Annotated in this window: 24 protein-coding genes; all 24 read left to right on the top strand. The window is 65.7% G+C overall.

Annotation, left to right across the window (positions count from 1 at the left end; genetic code table 11):
* The gene (locus tag ACP7A3_RS00120; protein WP_426254513.1) at positions 1–636 is read left to right on the top strand and encodes a hypothetical protein; all 636 of its coding nucleotides are present in this window, start codon (positions 1–3) and stop codon (positions 634–636) included.
* Positions 539–1,192: a hypothetical protein gene (locus tag ACP7A3_RS00115; RefSeq protein ID WP_426254512.1), complete on the top strand. Its 654-nt coding sequence runs from the start codon at positions 539–541 to the stop codon at positions 1,190–1,192. Before ACP7A3_RS00120 ends, ACP7A3_RS00115 begins: the two co-directional genes overlap by 98 nt.
* A 230-nt stretch (positions 1,193–1,422) precedes the next feature.
* The gene (locus ACP7A3_RS00110) at positions 1,423–1,998 is read left to right on the top strand and encodes a hypothetical protein (RefSeq protein WP_426254511.1); all 576 of its coding nucleotides are present in this window, start codon (positions 1,423–1,425) and stop codon (positions 1,996–1,998) included.
* Positions 1,999–2,096: 98 nt separating this feature from the next.
* Positions 2,097–2,438: an HNH endonuclease gene (locus tag ACP7A3_RS00105; protein ID WP_426254510.1), complete on the top strand. Its 342-nt coding sequence runs from the start codon at positions 2,097–2,099 to the stop codon at positions 2,436–2,438.
* 236 nt (positions 2,439–2,674) lie between these two features.
* The gene (locus ACP7A3_RS00100; protein ID WP_426254509.1) at positions 2,675–3,178 is read left to right on the top strand and encodes a hypothetical protein; all 504 of its coding nucleotides are present in this window, start codon (positions 2,675–2,677) and stop codon (positions 3,176–3,178) included.
* 119 nt (positions 3,179–3,297) lie between these two features.
* A complete protein-coding gene (locus ACP7A3_RS00095) occupies positions 3,298–3,729 on the top strand; it encodes a P27 family phage terminase small subunit (protein ID WP_426254508.1) in 432 nt (143 codons plus the stop codon).
* A complete protein-coding gene (locus tag ACP7A3_RS00090; protein WP_426254507.1) occupies positions 3,722–5,536 on the top strand; it encodes a terminase large subunit in 1,815 nt (604 codons plus the stop codon). The genes ACP7A3_RS00095 and ACP7A3_RS00090 overlap by 8 nt, the downstream gene beginning before the upstream one ends.
* Before the next feature lie 9 nt (positions 5,537–5,545).
* The gene (locus ACP7A3_RS00085) at positions 5,546–6,850 is read left to right on the top strand and encodes a phage portal protein (RefSeq protein WP_426254506.1); all 1,305 of its coding nucleotides are present in this window, start codon (positions 5,546–5,548) and stop codon (positions 6,848–6,850) included.
* Complete coding sequence (locus tag ACP7A3_RS00080; protein WP_426254505.1) at positions 6,840–7,748, top strand: head maturation protease, ClpP-related; 909 nt, start codon at positions 6,840–6,842, stop codon at positions 7,746–7,748. Before ACP7A3_RS00085 ends, ACP7A3_RS00080 begins: the two co-directional genes overlap by 11 nt.
* A gap of 11 nt (positions 7,749–7,759) precedes the next feature.
* Complete coding sequence (locus tag ACP7A3_RS00075) at positions 7,760–9,040, top strand: phage major capsid protein (protein WP_426254504.1); 1,281 nt, start codon at positions 7,760–7,762, stop codon at positions 9,038–9,040.
* An 80-nt stretch (positions 9,041–9,120) separates the two neighbouring features.
* The gene (locus ACP7A3_RS00070) at positions 9,121–9,339 is read left to right on the top strand and encodes a hypothetical protein (RefSeq protein WP_426254503.1); all 219 of its coding nucleotides are present in this window, start codon (positions 9,121–9,123) and stop codon (positions 9,337–9,339) included.
* A gap of 61 nt (positions 9,340–9,400) precedes the next feature.
* On the top strand, positions 9,401–9,925 hold the full coding sequence (locus ACP7A3_RS00065) for a head-tail connector protein (protein WP_426254502.1): 525 nt from the start codon (positions 9,401–9,403) through the stop codon (positions 9,923–9,925).
* Positions 9,922–10,263 carry a phage head closure protein gene (locus ACP7A3_RS00060; protein ID WP_426254501.1) on the top strand — a complete coding sequence of 114 codons (342 nt, stop codon included), beginning with the start codon at positions 9,922–9,924 and terminating at the stop codon, positions 10,261–10,263. Before ACP7A3_RS00065 ends, ACP7A3_RS00060 begins: the two co-directional genes overlap by 4 nt.
* Positions 10,260–10,694, top strand: a complete 435-nt coding sequence (locus ACP7A3_RS00055) for an HK97-gp10 family putative phage morphogenesis protein (protein ID WP_426257123.1) — start codon at positions 10,260–10,262, stop codon at positions 10,692–10,694. The genes ACP7A3_RS00060 and ACP7A3_RS00055 overlap by 4 nt, the downstream gene beginning before the upstream one ends.
* A gap of 2 nt (positions 10,695–10,696) precedes the next feature.
* Entirely contained in the window at positions 10,697–11,107 is a 411-nt protein-coding gene (gene gp17, locus ACP7A3_RS00050; RefSeq protein ID WP_241891372.1) for a tail completion protein gp17, read from the top strand.
* 11 nt (positions 11,108–11,118) lie between these two features.
* On the top strand, positions 11,119–11,574 hold the full coding sequence (locus ACP7A3_RS00045) for a hypothetical protein (protein ID WP_426254499.1): 456 nt from the start codon (positions 11,119–11,121) through the stop codon (positions 11,572–11,574).
* Between the two features lie 50 nt (positions 11,575–11,624).
* Positions 11,625–12,005 (top strand): hypothetical protein, encoded by a 381-nt coding sequence (locus ACP7A3_RS00040; protein ID WP_426254498.1) that lies wholly within the window; start codon positions 11,625–11,627, stop codon positions 12,003–12,005.
* Positions 12,006–12,037: 32 nt separating this feature from the next.
* The gene (locus tag ACP7A3_RS00035; RefSeq protein WP_426254497.1) at positions 12,038–12,214 is read left to right on the top strand and encodes a hypothetical protein; all 177 of its coding nucleotides are present in this window, start codon (positions 12,038–12,040) and stop codon (positions 12,212–12,214) included.
* 1 nt (position 12,215) lies between these two features.
* Positions 12,216–14,702 (top strand): phage tail tape measure C-terminal domain-containing protein, encoded by a 2,487-nt coding sequence (locus ACP7A3_RS00030; RefSeq protein WP_426254496.1) that lies wholly within the window; start codon positions 12,216–12,218, stop codon positions 14,700–14,702.
* The gene (locus ACP7A3_RS00025) at positions 14,699–15,286 is read left to right on the top strand and encodes a hypothetical protein (RefSeq protein ID WP_426254495.1); all 588 of its coding nucleotides are present in this window, start codon (positions 14,699–14,701) and stop codon (positions 15,284–15,286) included. Before ACP7A3_RS00030 ends, ACP7A3_RS00025 begins: the two co-directional genes overlap by 4 nt.
* Positions 15,283–15,855, top strand: a complete 573-nt coding sequence (locus tag ACP7A3_RS00020; protein ID WP_426254494.1) for a hypothetical protein — start codon at positions 15,283–15,285, stop codon at positions 15,853–15,855. Before ACP7A3_RS00025 ends, ACP7A3_RS00020 begins: the two co-directional genes overlap by 4 nt.
* On the top strand, positions 15,848–16,270 hold the full coding sequence (locus tag ACP7A3_RS00015) for a DUF6950 family protein (RefSeq protein ID WP_426254493.1): 423 nt from the start codon (positions 15,848–15,850) through the stop codon (positions 16,268–16,270). Before ACP7A3_RS00020 ends, ACP7A3_RS00015 begins: the two co-directional genes overlap by 8 nt.
* Positions 16,267–18,588, top strand: a complete 2,322-nt coding sequence (locus ACP7A3_RS00010) for a hypothetical protein (protein ID WP_426254492.1) — start codon at positions 16,267–16,269, stop codon at positions 18,586–18,588. Before ACP7A3_RS00015 ends, ACP7A3_RS00010 begins: the two co-directional genes overlap by 4 nt.
* Positions 18,585–19,199 (top strand): hypothetical protein, encoded by a 615-nt coding sequence (locus ACP7A3_RS00005; protein WP_426290043.1) that lies wholly within the window; start codon positions 18,585–18,587, stop codon positions 19,197–19,199. Before ACP7A3_RS00010 ends, ACP7A3_RS00005 begins: the two co-directional genes overlap by 4 nt.
* The last annotated feature ends 79 nt before the right edge of the window (positions 19,200–19,278 follow it).

The following is a 19,278-nucleotide window of genomic DNA, read 5'->3' as shown; positions in this document are numbered from 1 at the left end:
GTGAGCGCCGATCTGCTCGCACGTCTGATTGAGGCAGGCACACCGGCGGCGCTCGTCGCCGAGGTGGCGATGCTCGCTGCGCGCGCGGACGCCGCCGGAGAGCAGATCGAAGGTCGCCGGGCCAAGGATCGCGAGCGCCAGACGCGCCGCCGTCACGCTATGTCACGTGACATCACGTTAGATAGCGTGACGACACGTGACGTCACGGCCGACCCCTCCCCCACCCCCTCCCCTTCTTCCTCCCCAGACCCCTCCAATAACCCCACCCCCGCCCCCACCCGGGAGGTTACTCCCGCGAGGACGCGCAAGGCGGCCGCATGGCCCTGCCCGGACGGCGTCGACCCCGAGCATTGGGCGGACCTGATCGCAAACCGGAAGTCGAAACGGCTCGCCAACACGCCAACGGCCCTCGCCGGCATCCTGCGCGACATCGCCAAGCACGCTGACGACGAATGGCCACCAGGCCGGATCGTCCAACACGCCGCCGAGCGCGGCTGGGGCGCAATCTTCGATCCACGACCGAACACCGGAAACCGACATGGCCAACAATCTGACCACGCCCGATCCTACCAGCGCGGAGGCTGGAACCCGCGACCTGGCATGGAAGGCGCTGAGCCTGCTTTTCTCCCCGACTGAGGTGGCGCTCGCTGAGCTGGGCGCGGACGCCGATGCGGCGATCGACGCAGCGACTGCGAAGAACGCTGCCGAGATGGCACCGGTCCCCGCGGATCGGCAGGGGCGCGGCAGCTGGGACGGCGCCATGGACGAGCGCCTGCGCCGGCTCGCCGCCAAGGTGCTGCCGACCGCCAGCGCGGAGGCTGCTACGGCATGGCGCGACGCGATGGTCGAGGCGCTTTCAGACCTGCCGGCCATGATCGCGCTGACCGCGGCGAAGAAGGCGATCCACAAGCCGTTCCGCTTCGTCGGTGAGGTGGAGCCTGCGATTCGCGAGATTGCCGAGGCGATGATCGAGCGGCGTCACGTCCGCGCCGCGGCGTTGCAGCGGATGCGGGATGCGATCAAGCGCGCGGCCAATCCTGCGCCCGCCCTGCCCGCACCCGAAATCACCGCCGCCGGGATCCGCGCCATGAAACCGGAGATGCGCGCGCTTGGCCTGCGCGCCGGCTTTATCACCCAGGCCGAGGTGGATGCAGCTCTCGGCTACGATGACAGCCAAGCTGAGGCCGCATGACGTGGCATGGCACGACGGCCGCACCTTCTACGCATGTCCGTGCGGCTGGAGGGATGAGCGTACCGGCGATGATGCGCCGGCATCGCTGCCCTGCGGGTGTGGCGGCAGCATGGCGCAGTGGGTGCCGCCCGCGGTCGCGCGGGAGCGGGCCGCAACTATCCAAGATTTCCGGACAGTTGCCGAGCCGATCGGCACATTGATCTAATTCGAAGGTAGCGGGGTTGAGGAAAATGGCGGGCAAGGCGAAGCAGAGCACCAAGATCAAGAAGGTGCCGAAAACGGCAGCGCAGAAGGCAGCTGAACGCGTGCAGGCGAAAGCTGCCGAGATTGGAGTGCCAGCCGCGCAGATCGCGCGCGGTATGCACGCTGTCGTCGACATGCCGCTGCGCGACGGAAAGAAGCTTGTGACCCTAGAAACGCTGGTGAATCGGGGCGGCACCCCGGTCGCGCGTTGGAAGGCGGCTAGGCTGTTGTCCGATAGCCAGATCGCGGCCATCGATCATTGCGAGACGCTGTGGGCTAGGCTTAACGGAAAGGCCATGGTGATGGACTTGGCGCGCATCCCCGGCACAGGCCAGGGCAATGGGTGGGCTGAGCAGGAAGCGCTCGACGATTTGAAGCGGATCAAGGGCTATGTGCCTGCAAAATATTGGTCAGTGTTCGAGAATGTTTGCCGGTTCGACGAGGCTGCTGGTCAGGCTGGATCGTCGCTGACCGCAGTGCGATCGGATCAGGTGACGGCCGCGCGCCTAGTCGTGCAGTTTGTGGCGGATATTGTCGCGATGAAAGAGCGACTTGCCGCTTGACGCTTCTCCGCCCGCAACGTATCAGGAACATTAGATGGAAGAGCCGCGCCCCGACGGGGGTTGCGGCTCTTTCTGTATGCGCAGGCGGAGACGGCGATGTGACGCGGTCTCGCAAGCCTTGGCAACGGACTGGACCGGATAAGCGGCTCAGGGGACGAGCTGGCCAAGAGCAGCGTCAGCGTAGGCTCGCGCGGACTGATGGTCTTTGCGAGCATTGCCTTGGGGAGGATCGTGTCACTCTTGCCACCGTCGTCAACCACATCCTGCCGCTGGCACGAGGCGGTGACGACGTCGACGCCAACACTGAGAACCTCTGTGCCGAGCATGACGCGGCGGTGACCGCGGCTCAGTTTGGTAAGGCTGAAGCGGTGCGAGGCAAGGGCGTCGGTCGCGATGGGCGCCCCATCAGCGCCGAACATCCGTGGAACCGGCCCGCCTGACTCGACTCGACTGGGTTTCTATGGTGACTTGCTTTCCTCAACAGGAGAGCTTCATGGCCGACAAGAATAATCCACCGCCGCCCCCTCCGCCTCCACCGCCTCCTCCCCCACCTCCGCCGCCAAGACCCCAGCCCGGTAACTTCAACGATGGCGCGCGAGGGATCGGCAATAAGTCAAATCCCAACACCGTCTCCTTTGATCGGCCAATTCCGCCGCCGAAGCCGAAGGGGTAGCCAATGACAACGCGCACCGACATGCTCTTCATCGTTGAGATGTCGGTGCGGTATCACCGGCGTCGCGCCTCGTTTCTCGATCTGACAAGTTCGCTGATGTCACTCGTAACGGTAATCGGGGGCGCAGGAGCTTTCCTCACGCTGATCGGAGGCGACAGCACGTTGATCGCCAAGATCGCGACTCTGTTCCTTGCCGCAGTCGGTGCGATCCAGTTGATCTTCAAGATCGACACCGCGGCGGCCATGCACAAGCAATGGCTCAAGCAGTGGCTGCGTATGTTGCATGAGATACGAACGAATAACGATCCTGATCCAGCAACAATGTCGGCCTGGATTCGAGAACGATATGGAATTGAGGCGGAGTGCGTCACTGAGATGCGAGCGCTTCAAGCGGATTGTTTCAACCGAACGATGACGGCTCTCGATCGTGATGGTGACCGGATGCCTCTGAAGTGGTGGCAGCGAGCCTTCATGCAGGTTTGGTCGTTCGAGGGTAGCCTCTCCTAACCCACCCCCCGGTCAAAACTCTGGGAGCGGCAAGGCTGGACACCGACGGCCCCCTCCGTGCGCGCTGAGAAGTAATTTTTAGGGGGGAGGGTTTCGGCCGTCCCGCCCGCGGAGGTCTGATGGCCCAGCTTGTCGAGATCGAGGGCGGCGACGGCATCCCGCCCGAGCCGAACTGGCGCACCATCTTTGGGCGCGCTGCGGACCGCGAAGCGGCGGCGGCGTACTGGAAATCGATCATCAGCGAGTTGCGCGGCGCGGAAAAGCTTGCGGTCGCCAACTCGCATTCGATCAAGCGCCTCGTCGTCGCATACGTCACTTACGACATCAGCGCGAAGGAGGTCCTGAAATCCGGCCCGGTAATAAAGGCCAAGAAGACCGGCGTCCCGACGTACAACCCGTGGTGGACGACCATGTCAAACGCCGACAGCCAGGCGGCGGCGCTGGAGAAGTCGCTGTGCATCAGCCCGCGCGAGCGCGGGACCGGTGCTAAGGTCGAGAAGAGGGTAAAGCGGCAGCAGGCCGGCGGCGGATACCTGAGGAACCGTGGCTAACCGCTTCCTGTCGGACCCTGATCCGACGACCGCCTGGGCGAAGGCGGCAGTTGATGGCAAGCTGTTCACCTGCGGCGATCTCGTCCGATACGCGGCCGAACGCCATCTGCGCGATCTGCGCGACGGCGAGCGCCGCGGCATCTTCTGGCGGCCGGAAGCGGCGGCCCACTTCCTGAACTTCCTGCCGTCGGTATTTCAGGTGACCGACGGCCCGGCCGCCGGCGAGCCCTTTTATCCTCTGGAGTATCACACCTTCTGCGGCGGCAACCTGTTCGGCTGGCGGACCGCTACGAACCGCTGGCGGTATAGGACAGGCTGGCTTGAGACCGGCAAGGGGCAGGCCAAGTCCCCGCTGATGGGCGCGATCGGCGTCTACATCATGGGCTGGTGCGATATCCCGCGCGCGCAGTGCTATGCTATCGGCGAGGATAAGGCGACGGCGAACGTCCTTTTTCGCGATGCTGTCGCCATGTGTCGCGCCGACGTGCCCGGCGGCGAGGAAGGTGAGAGCCTCGAGGGTCTCGGCGAGGTTCTGATCCGCGGCGAATTGGAAAACGCTTGGAAGATAGAGCACCCCGACAGCGGCTCTTTCTTCATGCCGATCGCCAACGGCGAAAGCCAGTCAGGGCCCCGCCCCTCGCTAGTGGCAGCCGACGAGATCCACGAACTGAAGTCCGAATCGGCGCTGCTGACGTGGAAGGCCGCGATTGACAAAGTCGCCGGCAACGCGCTCATGCTTCTCGGCACGAACACGCCGGCCCGCTCGTCGCAGCATGTCGGCACATCCTACTCCGATTCCTATCAGGCCATCGTGAAGGGAGAGGCAAAGGACGACACCGCCTTCGCGTTCATCGCTCGTATCGACAAGAGCGACCGCGACACCATTTTCGAGAACGAGCGCGCCTGGCAAAAGTCGCTGCCCGCGCTGGGCGAGACGTTCCCGATCGAGAACATCCGGGAGACGGTCAACTCGGCCAAGCTGCGGCCGTCGACCAAATCGAGCGTGAAGCGCTTGTATTTCGGCATCGACAGCGCCGCGGCCGATTTTTGGATCAGCGAAGAGAAGTGGTCTGCGGTCCAGGGCGTGGTCGATGCGCGTGCGATGCGGGGCCGCAAGTCATGGCTGTCGCTCGACCTGTCGCAGAAGAACGACCTTACCGCCCTGTCGCAGGCTTGGGAGCTTCCCGACGATCTGGTCGCCGTGAAAACCTGGTATTGGACGACGCAGGAAGGGCTCGAAGAACGCGCGGACGCCGACAAGGCGCCTTATCTCGACTGGGTTGAGGACAAGTATCTCACCGCCACGCCTGGTGCGACGATCGATTACACCTTCGTTGCGGTGCAGGTGCAGCAGCAGCTGGCCGATCATGAGGTCGAGGCGCTTGTCGTCGACCCCGCCTTCCTCACGTCGTTCACCGATGCCTGCGATCAGGTCGGGCTAGTGTGGTGGCTGTGGGAGGGTCCCGGCAAGCCGGAGGGCCGCGGCCTCAAGATCGTGAAGCATGCTCAGGGTCAACGGATCATGTTCGAAGACCGGCAGCTGTGCATGCCGCATTCGATCACCCGCACCGAAGACCATATCCTCGACGGCAAGCTGCTCGTTGACGATTCACCGGTGACATATTCGTGCGCGGCCAACGCGGTGATCGAGGCCGACGGCCTCAACAACCGCATGTTCAACAAGAAGAAATCGCGTGGCCGCATCGACGGCATGGTTACCATTACCATGGCCGTTGGCGCTGCGACGGCGGCTGCCAAGCCGAAGAAAAAATCGGTTTACCAATCCCGCGGCATCCGCCGGGTTTAAGGAGGGCGCATGGCGGGTCTGTCGCCCACGGATTATCAGCGCGCGGCCGGCTTTCGGCGGTCAACTGCGACGGGCACGGTTGCCGTTGCTCGTCCCCAGCTGTCCGGCCCCATCGTTGCTTTCGACGGTTACGACCTATCCGACCCACGCCTCCTGGAGATGATGCGCGCGGGTGCAGGCCGGACTGGCGTTGCGGGTATAGCGGTCAACGAGCGCATGGCGCTTCGCAACAGCACCTTTTTTCGCGCGGTATCTCTCATTGCTGGATCAATGGGCATGCTGCCCATGCACTTGATGCGGATGAAGCCAGACGGCACCCGCGAAAAGGCGCGGGACCATCCGCTGTTCAACGTGCTGCATCGCAAAGCGAACGATTACCAGACTGCGAGCCAGTTCAAGAGCTACATGCAGATGTGCGCGCTGCTCGACGGGAATGCCTATGCTCTAAAGGTCAGATCGCGCGGCGCTGTACGCCAGCTGATCCCCCTGCCCCGTCGGCGAGTGAAGCCTCAGCTGTCAGCAACGTTCGATCTATCGTTTCGATATGAGCGAGAGAAAGGCGGCCCGATTACGCTGTCGAAGGATGACGTTTTTCACTTTCGCGCGCCTGTCTCGCTGGACGGGCTGACCGGCGTTTCGCTGCTCGATGTCGCGGCCGACACGCTCAGCATTGCGCATCGTACCCAGCAGGCGGTTGGCCGCATCATGAACAAGGGGACGATGGTTCGCGGTTCGCTGGAAACGGACAAGGAACTCGGCGACGAGGCATATGAACGCCTCCGCAGCAGCCTCCGCGACAACTTCACCGGCGTCGATGCCGATGAGGATTTTCTGATCCTTGAGGAAGGCCTGAAGGCCAAGGTGTTGTCCGGAACGACCAAAGACAATCAGGTCGTGGAACTGCGAAAGCTAGAAGCGGAAGAGGTGAGCCGCTTTACCGGTGCCCCCCGGCCGCTGTTGATGTTCGACGAGACCAGCTGGGGCAGCGGCATTCAGCAGCTTGGCTTGTTCTTTGTAACGTACTGCCTCCTGCAGTGGTTCGTGATCTGGGAAGAGGCGGTTTGGTTCTGCCTGCTGACGCCAGCCGAGCAGGAAAGCATGTACGCCAAGATCAATGACGGTGCGCTGTTGCGCGGGTCGTTGAAGGAGCAGGCCGAGTTCTTGAAGGCTGCCCTGGGGCCGAACGCGGCATATCTGACGCCGAACGAGGCGCGCGAGTTCATGGAAAAGAACCCCATTGCCGGCGGCGATGACCTGCCTCGCGCCGGCACAACGGCGGCAGTGATCGCCCAGGAGGACGATAATGAAGCGTAGCGGCATGATGCCTTGGGTGGGCCTGCGCTCGATCCTCGCGGCCCGCCCACCGGAGATCACGGGCGTCGGCAGCGGCGGCGACTGGAAGTTCGAAACCACAGCCCTTGCCGCAGATTTCCGCCACTTCGAAGTTCGCGCCGCTGTGGAAGGCGGCAATCCGACCATCTCGATCTTCGACTATATCGGCGACGACGGCGAGGGCGGCGGGGTCAGCGACAAGCGGGTTGCCGCCGCCCTCCGATCGATCGGCAACTGCGACGTCGACGTCGAGATCAATTCGCCGGGTGGCAACTATTTCATGGGCGTGGCGATCTACAATTTGCTGCGCCGCCACCCCAAGGCGGTCAACGTTCAGATCCTTGGCATCGCGGCGTCTGCTGCATCCGTCATCGCCATGGCAGGCGATACCATCGCAATCGCGCACAATGCTGAGATCATGATCCACGAAGCGTCCGGCGTGTTCATCGGCACGAAGTCCGAAATGGCCGCGGCGGTTGAGACGCTGGAGCACATCGACCAGAGCATGGTCAGCACCTACGCAGCGCGCTCCGGTCGGCCGCCGGAAGAATTTGCCGCGATGATCGCGGGCAAGGACGTCTATTTCCGCGGGCAGGAAGCCATCGACGCCGGCCTCGCCGACACGCTGATGGAGCGGGACGCGGAGATGCCCGTCTATGCCGCAACCGAGTTTCCGAGCGATAAGGCTTCGCTCGATCGTTTTCTCGCCAAGCATGACATGCCGCGCAGCGCGCGCCGTGACCTGTTTCGCGCGATTGGGGGTGGCACGCATAACGCTGTCGATCCCGACCCTGCCACGCCGCGCGCTGGCGACCCCGATGAGCCCGTTTTCCAGGTCACTGCCGACCAGGCGGCGCGGCTCGCTGCCCTGAACGTCTGAAAGGACCAGACATGAAGACCATGACCACCCTGCGCGGCGTTGCCGCGACGGGCCGGGGCCTCGTCGCCGTGCGCGCCAAGGTCGATCCCGAGCCCAAGAAGCCCGCCACCCTCGACGAGGTGCTGACCACGTTCGAGGCGTTCAAGAAGAAGAACGACGAAGCGATCGCCGAGATCAAGGCCGGTAAGACCGACGTCGTCACTACCGAGCACCTCGAGAAGATCAACGCGACGCTCGGCGAGCTGCAAGATGCCGTCGACGAGCAGGCGAAGATTACCGCCGCAGCCAAGCTCGGCAACGGCGCCGTTATCGGCGACATCCAGGCGGACCCGGAATACACCGCTGCGTTTAAGGCGCACATGCGCAAGGGTGACAAGGCTTCCGCCGAATTCCAAGCGGCGATGAACAAGGGGACCGATGCCGACGGCGGCTATCTTGCGCCGATCGAGTGGGATCGCACCATCGGCGAGAAGCTGAAGCTGATCAGTCCGATGCGCGCCGAGAGCCGCGTGATCACGATTAGCGTCGCCGGCTTCAAGAAGTATTTTGGCGACCGCAACGTCGGATCGGGCTGGGTCGGCGAGACCGCCAGCCGGCCCGCGACTACCACGCCCCAGATCGGCGTCCTCGATTTCACCCCCGGCGAGCTCTACGCCAACCCCGCCATCACCCAGCAGCTGCTCGACGATGCCGCGGTTGACCTGGAAGCGTGGCTCGGCAGCGAGGTTGACACCGAGTTCGCCCGACAGGAGGGCATTGGCTTCACCTCGGGCGACGGCGTCAACAAGCCCTATGGCGTGCTGACCTATGTCGAGGGTGCGGCGAACGCAGCCCGCCACCCGTATGGCGCGATCAAGGTCAAGAACAGTGGCGCGGCGGCGGCCCTCACCGGCGACGGTCTGCTCGACCTGATGTATGACCTGCCGACCCAGTTCGCCGCCAATGCTAAGTTCCACATGAACCGGCTGACGATGGGTGCCGCACGGAAGCTGAAGGACGGCCAGAACAACTATCTGTGGCAGCCGTCGTATGCGTCGGGTCAGCCCCAGACCCTCGCCGGCGCGCCGATTGTCGAGCATCCCGACTTCCCGCTCGTCGGCGCGGGCAACATCGCGGCGCTCTACGGCGACATGGAGGCCACCTATTTGGTGGTCGATCGCATCGGCATCCGCGTGCTGCGCGATCCGTTCACCAACAAGCCGTTCGTCCACTTCTACACCACGAAGCGGGTCGGCGGCGGCGTCCACAACCCCGAACCGATGCGGGCGCTGAAGGTCGCGGCGAACGCCTAACCTCCGCCGGGCCGACTCCCGTCGGCCCGGTTCTTCGAAGCCGCGGCGCGCCACGGTTTCGGTGAACCCAGGAGGACTTCATGGACAGGAACACCAGCAAGGCGGCCGTCGCCCCGGCCACCGAAATCGACACCTCGGGGGCTCCGCAGCAGATCGTCCCAGACGTCGACATGGATCATCCCGCGGTCGACAATGATCCGCGCGCGGGCACTACTGCCGCGCAGAACCGCATCGATTTTAACGATCCGACGATCGAGGGCCACGAGGCGGTCGAGAAGAACCTGGCCGCGCAGGGCTGATCCACGAACGCCGAGCGGATCTCGCGCGGCGCCGACATCCCTCCAGCGAGCGAGGTGACCCATGGCCATTCCCGTTACGCTGGAGGATGCTCGCCGGCAGGTAAAGCTCGAGGCAGATGATGTCTCGCGCGATGACGATCTGATCGGCTGGATCGCCGATGCCGCGGCATGGGTCGAAGATTACACGGGGCGGCTGCTGTCGACGGAAGAGGTTACCGAGCAAGTCCGGGTCCCCGGCCGAGCAATCGAGTTGCGCGCGTGGCCGATCGCAGCTGGTGCCGCGCTTACTGTGACCGGGCCGGGCGGCACCCCAGTCGCTGGCGCACGTCTGGATACCAGCAGGCGACCCGCCCGCATCTACCCACCCGTCGGCACCGTGTGGCCACTATCCTGCACCGACGAGTCGCTCACCGTCACAATCACGGCTGGCTATCCCGATGTTGCGAGCGTTCCCGGCAATATCCGGCGCGCGATGCTCCTGCTGATCGGCGCCTATGATGCAGACCGTGAAGGCGGCGAGATCTTCGCGAAAGCGGAAGAGGCGGCGCGCCGCCTATGCGGCAGCCTTCGGTTGCGGCGCGTATGAAGAAGGGACCGCTCGACCGACGCATCCGCATTGAGCGCGCGACGCGCATCGAGGACGCGCTCGGCACTGAAATAGAAACGTTCGCCGTTCTCCAGAACGCTTGGGCTCAGCAGCTCACGCAGCGTGCGATCGAGGCGTGGAAAGCTGGCGGCACCGCTGCTCAGCGCGAGGTCGTCTGGCGGGTCGCATGGACGCCGAAGCTCGCCGACATGGTGACCGGCGGGGCGACCGACCGTGTCGTCTATCAGGGGCAGGTCTATCCCATCAGCGGCGTGATTGAGATTGGGCGCCGTGAGGGGCTGGAGATCACGACGAACCCGAGCGGGCAGTCGGCGTGAAATTCTCGATCCGCATGGAGGGCCTGCGCGAGCTGGACGCGGCGCTCGGTGAGCTGCCGAAGACCGTCGGTAAGGCCACGCTGCGCCGTGTGCTGAAGCGCGCAGCCGAACCGCTCCGCGATCATGCGCAGCGCTTGGCGCCGTATCTTAGCGGCGCGCTTCAGGCATCGATCGTCATCGGCACGAAGCTGACCCGTCGCCAGGCGCGCATGGCGAAGAAGGCGCCGAAGTCGACCGTCGAGATGTTCGTCGGCCCCAACAACCCCGCGGCGGTCCCGCAGGAATTCGGCACCCATGACCAACGCGCGCAGCCGTACATGCGCCCGGCTTGGGACGCCGAGCAGACTGAAGTCATGGTGCGGATCGGCGAAGAGCTGGGGCCGGAGATCGAGAAGACGGCAGCGCGCCTCGCGAAGCGCCGCGGAGGCTGACGATGGAAGAAGCCCTCCGCGCGAAGCTGCTCGCCAACGCCGCGTTCAAAGCGCTCTGCCCGAAGGTCGTTTGGGATGAGCGACCGCAGGACGTCTACCCCGCAACCGTGCTGACACTGGTGTCGCCGGGCCGCGAATACACCCACGACGGCTTCGACGGGCTCAGCGAGAGCCGCGTGCAGGTCGATGTCTGGTCGCTCGACAAGGCGCAGGCGCTGGCGATCAGCCGGGCACTGATCCCGGCGATCGAGCCCACCAGCGTCATCGACGCGCAGGCCGCGGGCAAATGGGAAATCGGCCCCTGCTTCCTCGATAGCGAGGATGGCGGCGGCACCGAGGATCTGGGCGGGGGCCGCAAGGTCTACCGGCGCCGGATGGACTGGATCGTGACCAATCGGCCGTTGCCGGCCTGACGGAGGAACCTATGGCAGAGAAGAATTTCGGGGCAGCTTTCTATATCGCTGACCCTGCCGCACCGACCGGCCCGCTGGAAAAGGCCGCTGAGGTTCTGTCGGTGAAAGCGCCCAGCCTCACCCGCGGGACCATCGACACCACCACGCACGACAGTGTTGACGGCATCATGGAATTCATCGGCGAGGGGGTGGCTGATCCTGGCGAGCTGACCGTTCAGGTTCATCGCGTGCCCGGAAGCGAAACCGACGATCTGTTTCTCCGGGCTGTCGCATCGGGACTGAACCTGCCGATGAAGGTTACGTCGAATGGTCGAAAGAACGACGGCACCCCGCAGAAAATGCAGACCGCCGGCATCGGGATCGTCACCGGCTATGAACCCGATGACCAGCCAGTGCAGGGCAAGCAAGCGGCCACGCTGACGGTCAAAGCGTCGGGCAAATGGATTCAGGGGCCGTTCGCCGCGTAATGGGCGCCAACCCCCTCCGCGGCGAGGCGACAGTCTTTGCCGCGGGCCGGATGTTCCGGCTGGTCTTCGACGTCAATGCTCTCTGCCTCGCAGAAGCGGCCATGAACAGCACGACGGACGCGATCATCCTCGCGCTCGAGCGTGACACGGTGGATCTGCAGAATGTTCGCGCGATGATCTGGGCGGGCATGCAAGCCGAGCATCCTTCCTCGCTGGCGCGCGCCGAGAGCCTGATCGAGGACCTTGGCTATGCCGGCGCCAAGGATGCGGTCCTCGCCGGCCTTCGCGGCGCGTTCGGCCTGGCAGCGGAGGGTGGGGATAGCAGCCACCCTCGGAAAGCCAGCCTCGCGCTGGCTGGTTCGATTTGCTGGAGCAATATTGCGAGGCTGGCGGCTCGCCTGAGGCGTTCTGGGCACAGACGCCCCGCATAATCCGCGCCTTCATTCGCGGGCGCGCGGAGGCGATGAAGCAGCGCCAGCGTCTGGCGATGTCGCAGGCTTGGCACACCGCGGTCCTCTACCGTGCCGAGACACTGCCCCCGCTCGCCGATCTGCTCGGCGATCCGGCAGAGCCGCAATCCGATGACGACATGACGTTCAACCTCGCCGCGTTTGCGGCGGCGACTGGCGCGGGGGAATAGGATGGCGGGAGGGTCGATCATTGGCGCCCTGCGCGTCGTCCTGGGGCTCGATACGGCCCAGTTCGAGAGCGGCGCCAAGCAGGCAGAGGTTCGCTCGTCCGCGCTGGCGACCAAACTGCGATCGAACTTCGGCAGCGCCGAGGCGGCGGCGAGCACGCTCACCGGTGCGCTGGCAGGCATCGGCTCCGCTCTCGCGCTGAAGGAGCTTGCCGAGGCGGCAAAGCGCGCGCTCGACTATACCGACGCCATCGCCGATCTCGCCGATCGTACCGGCGCCAGCACCAAGCTCATCCAGGAGTTCCGGTTCGCCGCGCAGCTGAGCGGATCGAGCGTCGAAACCGCTGACGAATCGCTGGAAAAGTTCACGAAGACCCTGGGCCTCGCGCAGTCCGGCAGTGACAAGCAGGTCAAGCTCTTCCGGGATCTGGGCGTGACCAGCGCTGATTTCGATGTCGCTTTCCGCCAGACGCTCGACGGCCTGTCCAAACTGCCCACGGTGCAGGAACGCAACGCGACCGCGCTGCAGATATTCGGCAAGTCTGCCGGCACCCTGACCGGCCTGCTTGGCGCCGGCGCCTCCGGCTTCGACCTCTTGGCGCAAAAGGCGCAGGATCTCGGTATCGTTCTGCGCGACGATGTCATTCGCAACGCGGGCGTGGCGAACGATCAGCTCGACACGCTCAAGATGATCATGGATGCGCAGTTCGCCTCGGCGGTCGCGCAGAACGCCGACGAGATCGCCAAGCTGGCGCAGGTCGCGGCCGACGCGTTCAGCGCCATCACCCGCTCGGCTGGCGAAGGCGCTGACGAGATGAGCGCCCTCTTCGGTACGCTCGACCACGCGTTCGACCCGCTGCTGGAAGGCGCCAAAGGTGCGTTCGCTGGTATCCGGGAAGACGCGAATTGGACCCGAGAATCGATCGCCAACATCCTCGACGGTATCGATCAGGTCCGCAATCTGCTGCCCAACCTACAGCGCGCGGCCCAGCAGTTCGACGAACGCACGTTCGGACGTCGCCTCGGCTTCACCGGCGACGTCTCGCCAAATTCCAATCTGGCCGGACAATTTCGTGACCGGCTCGCGGCGCAGGACCGCGCCCGCGACAAGGCCGGGCTCCAATCCCTGGGCAAGCGCTGGAATGGAGGCCTCTACGCCCCATCCGGCTCGTCCCGCTTGCGGAAGACCGGCGATGGCGAGGATGCCGCGGCGGCCAACAAGGCGGAGAGCGAACGCAAGCGCGCGGCGGCCGAGGCAAAGCGCATGGCCGACAAGGCCGCGCGCGACGAAGAACGGTTTCTGCGCGATCTCGCCCGTGAGCGTGCCGAACAGCTTCGCAGCGAGGCTGACCTTGCCATCACGCAGGATCAGCGGGTCAACGCCGAGCAGGCCATGCTCGACGCCGATAAGCAGGCGCGTCTCGACGAGATCGCGCGCGATCGTGATCTGACGGCCGAGCAGAAGGCGCAGCTATCCGGCCTTGTCGAGGAGACGGCTGTCCTGAAAGCCCGCCTCCTGCATCGTCGTGATCAGGAAGAACTGGCCCGTCAGGAGCTGGAGCATCAGGAGCGGATCAGCGCTGATGCGTCGGATCTGCTCGACGCCCAGTCCGGCCTCGCCCGCACCGCGAAGGAACGCCGTGACCTCGAATTGCAGCTGCTCGACCTCCAATTCAAACAGCTGAAGCTCGCGCAGCAGGCGATCGTCGATTCCGCGACCGCCACGCCACGCGAAAAGGAGGACGCACGCGCGCGGTTGACGGTGCTCGACAAGCTGAAGGCCTTCGCGCAGCAGCGCGCCGAGCGCGACAATGCCGGCCCCCTCGGCCAGTACCTCGACAGCATGCCGCGCAACGCCGCGGAGTTGAACGAGGCATATCAGGCGGTCGCGACCGATGGCCTGAAGAACCTGAACGATGGGCTCGCGGAGGCGATCATGGGCAGCAAGTCGCTGACGTCCGTCTTCGCCGACATGGCCAGTTCGATCATCGCCGACCTGGCGCGGATCGCGGTGCAGCAGATGATCATCAAGCCGCTGGCGCAGCGGCTGTTCGGCGGGTCGGAAGGCACCGGCAGCAGTTCGGGCGGCGGCATCTTCTCGCTGCTCGGCAACCTGATGGGGAAGCGTGGCGGCGGCAGCTACACCAGTCCGTTCGCCGGTGCCGGGCTTAGCCCCATGCCCTTCATCCCCGATTCGAGCGGCCTGCCGAAGCTGGCGACCGGCGGGTTCTTCAACGTCGGCGGTCGGAGCGGCATCGACCGCAATGTCCTCTCCGTCAATGGCATCCCGCGTGCGATGGTGGGCGCAAACGAGCGGGTCCATGTAAACCCGGCGAACGATCGGGGCGGCCCGGCGACCGTGGTGCTGGCCGTCGAGGAAGGCGCGCTGTTCCGGCCGACGGTCCGGTCGGAAGCCGGCGACGTCTCGATCCGCACCGTCGGCGCCGCGGGCCGTGCGCAGGCGACCCGCGCGCGGCAGACGCTGCGATGATCGACCTGACGCCGCTCGCCGCGGCAGCGCACACCCCGCGTCTGATCGACTTCGGCGGCTTCTTGACGCCCTCGACGGGCGCGGCGGTATTGCGCGTCGACCGGCTGGGCAACCGGCACGCGGTGGACTTCGTGCTGCCCGCCATGCGTGCGGAGCCTGCCGGACGCATCTGGGCGTCGCGCATCAAGCGCGCGAAGACCGAGGGCGCCTTCATGCGGATGCCGCAGGTCGACTTCCGGCCGGGCGCCGCGGGCGCGCCGGTGGTCGCGGCGGTGACGGTGGGAGGCAGAATCCTGCCGATCGCCGGCGGCCAGGCGGGCGGTGTCGTCCGCGAGGGGCAGTGGCTGTCGATCGTCTCGGGCGGCAAACGCTACCTCCACAGCGTCGACGCCGAGGTGCAGTTCGCGCAGGACGGCACGGCCACCCTGCAGGTCACGCCGATGCTGCGCGCGCCTCTCGCGGTCGGCGATGTCGTCGAGCTCGCGCAACCGCGCATCGAGGGGATCATCGTCGATGACTTCTCCTATCCGGTCGCTGCGAACCGGACCGTTTCCTTCACCTTCACGCTGACGGAGGCCGCATGATCGACAGGATCCTGCTCTGCGGCATGATGAAGGCCGAGCTGCCCGGATACACGCTGCTGCTGTGCGATGGCGGGACGGTGAAGTGGGGCGATGACGTCTATGTCAGCGCCGATCCGCGGTTCGGCGCCATCGGGTCGTTCGATGTGCCAGAGGAAGGCGTCGGCGATGTCATCCCTTCCGGCTCGCTGACGATGCTCCCGCCCGGCGGGCAGGCGGCGATCGACCTGTCGAGCCCAGCGTTTCAGGGCGCGCGCGTCCGCATGTGGATCGCCGAGATCGACCAGATGACCGGCCAGATCGTCGGCGCGCCGGACCTCCAGGCGGACTGGCAACTCGACCGCACCGTCCTGAAGAGCAAGAAGGGCGAGCGCAGCCTGGCGATCAACATGGTCGGCACCGCTCAGCGCCTGCTCGCCAAGGTGGAGGGCAACGTCCTGTCGAGCGCCTTCCATTCCTCGATCTTCCCCGGCGAGCAGGGCTTCGACAACGGCACTGGCCTCGAGGCGAATTTTGCCTGGGGTATCGCATCGCCGCCCCGCGGCGTCGTGGCGAGCAACACCAGTGCTTGACCTCGCCCAGCGTGTCGCGGCGACGGAACGGGGGACCGCCCGATTCCGTGGCAATCCCTTCGACTGGGTGGCGCGGCGGACGTGCATCCACCTCGCACGGTCGCAGGGCCGCGCAATGGGCCACAAGCTCCCGCCCATTCCCGACATACGCTCGCCGACCGGGGCGCGTCGCGCACTGGCGGCAACCGGGCACGCCGATCTCGCGTCTCTGCTCGACAGCCTGTTCCCGCGCGTTGCGCCTGCCTCCATGTGGATAGGCGATCTCGCCCTCATGGAAGGGGCGGATGGTTTGGGGGGCATCGTCGTTGCCGTCGGCGGCAAGGTCATGGGCTATCATGTCGACCATCTCGACCTGGGGCTGGTCAATATCGTGCCGGTCGGCCCTTCGCCGTTCATTGGGGCGTGGCGCTTGTGAGCGGGGTGCTGGCTGCCGTCGGAAAGGTGGCGGGCGTCGTCGCGACCGTCGCGGCCCTCATCCCTGGCGCGCAGCCGATCGCGGCTGCAGCGGCGGCCATCGCGCTTGTCGCCAATGTCGGCGCGTCGATTACCGCCCAGCCCCCGCCCGCGCGCGGCACGGTCAACGGGATTTCGATCGGATCGGATCAGCCGCAGCCTTGGCTCATCGGCGAGACCTATTACGGCGGAAACCGCGAGCACCAGATCGGCTACGGCCCGACGCTCAACAAGGTGCCCAACCCCTACGCCTTCATCGTCGACGTCTATTCGGGCGGCGGACCGGTGCAGGGGCTGGTCGATGCGCAGGCGGACTTCGTGTCGCTCGGCATCCCGTCGGGCGGCGGCAACGCTTCGGGCTATGCCTCTGGCTTCCTCTCCGCGTCGGTGCAGGTGGGCAATGTGCCGGAACCGTCAGCGCTCGCGTCGCGCTGGGGCGGCGTTCCTGGCTGGGGCGGCAGCTACCGCATGTCCGGCTATGCCGCGATCGCGTGGAGCCTGCTGTTCGACCGCAACGGCAAGGTGTTCGCCTCCGGCGTGCCGCAGCTCGGCGCCATCTGGCGCGGGCAGAAGGTATGGGATCCGCGCCAAGACAGCACGTACACCGGCGGCTCGGGCGCGCAGCGCTGGGCGGTGCCGTCGGATACAGCCGGGCACGACGCGGCCCGCGCGACCTGGGCGTTCAGCGAATCGCCGGGCCTCGTCGCCCTGAAATATGCGCTCGGCACCTTCCATCGCGATCCTCGCGTGTCGCAATCGACCTATCAGAAGGTCGCCGGCATCGGCCTGCCCATCGACGGCGTGATTGTCGAGGACTTCGTCCACCTCGCGAACGTCTGCGATGCCAACGGGTGGAAGGTCGGGGGCGTCGTGTTCGAACCCGCTATTTCGACCGCGTCGACGCGATGGCAGAACCTGAAGGACATTCTCGCCGCGGGCGGCGCGACGCCGTGTTTCCGCGGTGGCCGGTTGGGGCTGAAGATCAGCGCCCCGCGGATCGCGCTCGACACAATCACCGCGGTCGACCTCGCCGACGACGAGGTGTCAGCGGCCTCTGGCCTGGGCTGGGAAGAGCGGCTTAACACCCTCGTCCCCAAATACCGCAGCCGCGATCACAAATGGGAATATGTCGCGTCGACCGAACCGGTGCAGGTCGCTGCATACGTCGACGTCGATGGGGAGGTGAAGCGCGAGGAGCGACAGTACAACCTCGTCCAGCAGAAGGACCAGGCGGCGCAGCTGGCCGCTTACGAGCTAGTCGATCGGCGCGAGCTCGGCGAAATTGAGATCGTCGTGAAGCCGCGCCTGCGCCGCTATGGCCCAGGTGATTTGCTGATCGTCGACCTGCCCGAAGATGGGCTCGCTCAGATGCCGTGCGTCATCCTGAAGCGTCAGCCGATGCCCGACCGGATGGCCTGGCGCTTCACGCTCATGAGCGAGACGCCGGGCAAGCACGCCTTCGCGCTGGGGCAGACGGCAGTCGCGCCGCCCATCCCCATGCTGCGCTCGACCGCGGATCTCGACGGCGTGGCTGCGCCTGTTGCAGGCGATCGAGCAGCGTTCTCGATCGTCCGCCAGTCGGTCGCCTATCCGCTCGACAGCACGGCCGACACGATCACGATCCAAGCCTTTGATGCTACGATCGACGACGGCCGAGTCCTCTCGTTCCCGGCTCAGACGATCACAGGCCTGTCGCCGGGGAACACGTACATCGTCCTATGGGACATGGCGGCGCAGACTTTCGTCGCGGTGTCGGCCCCGGCGCTGACGGAAAGTGCGTCGAGCAACTACGTCATCATCCGCCAAATGACGACGGCGAACGCCGACGGCACCTATCCGAGCGAACCGACGGCGCCGGGCGGCGACGGGGGTGGCGGGTATGGCGGCGGTGGCTGCCCGATCGAGACCGCACATATCCTGCTCGCCAATGCGGATAGGACGGGCCCGGGTGGCACGATCCCGGCCGGGCAAATTGAGGCGGGGGCCTGGGTTTGGGCACGGCACGAAACGACGGGCGTGTGGGGCGCATACCGCGTCACCTTCGCGCGGGTGTTCGAATCGGACCTGGTCGCAACTGCCGGCCGCCCGCTGGTCTCGCCCTCGCATATGTGGGGTGAGGTTGGCGCGTGGACGCAGGCCGATAGCATCGGCGCACCGGCTGGGCGCGGGCGCGTCGTCGCGATGACCGTCGCCGATGCTCACACCTATGTCATCGTCGGCGATGACGGGAAGTGGTGGCCCAGCCACAATAAGGTGGCGCAGGATCCGTCGGCGTCATGATCCGCGAAACGACGCCACGCAACAGCCGCGTCTACATGCGGATCGAGGACGCGGGGCATGGGATGATGCGGCTGGCGTTCTCGCTGACGCCGCCCTCCTATGACGATCCAGCCGCGGTTCTGATCGCGCGGGGGGTGCTGCCAATGGGGCAGCCGCTCAGCATGCTCGTCGTTAGCGATCCGACGCAGGATCCGGCGCTACGCGGCCCGCCCGGTGCTTCGGCGTTCGACCTCGCGCAGCAGCTTGGGTTCAAGGGCACTGCTGCGGCATGGCTGACCAGCCTGAAGGGGCGCGATGCCAGCGCATACCTCGGCACGGTGACGATCGGCCAGACGGCGACGGTGAATGTGACGGTGGCGGCCGGTGCGCGCCGCGTTCTCGTCACCGTGCCAGCTGCCATGGGGATCGTCGCCAGCGACAGCCTCTACCTCGCGCCGACCCAGGTGCTTCCCGGCTACGTCATCAGTGACGTCGTCGCGGTCGACGCCACCACGTTGAGCGTGGGTCTGACCGGCCCCGCGCTGGCGGTCGGCACTTCTTACAAGATCAGCTGCAAGCTGTTTCGCCTAAACCCACATTTCCCAAGTAAGGCGCTGATTTCGCTGTCCTGACCATTATATTTCCTATATAAAACATGGTGTTGAAGGCTGCGAGGGGCGCGTTTCATGGATCACCCAGAGGGTGCGGGCT

The sequence above is a fragment of the Sphingomonas sp. DC5200-1 genome (assembly GCF_049897245.1).
In the GTDB taxonomy this organism is placed as follows: domain Bacteria; phylum Pseudomonadota; class Alphaproteobacteria; order Sphingomonadales; family Sphingomonadaceae; genus Sphingomonas; species Sphingomonas aquatilis.
This window is presented reverse-complemented; position numbering and strand designations above follow the sequence as displayed.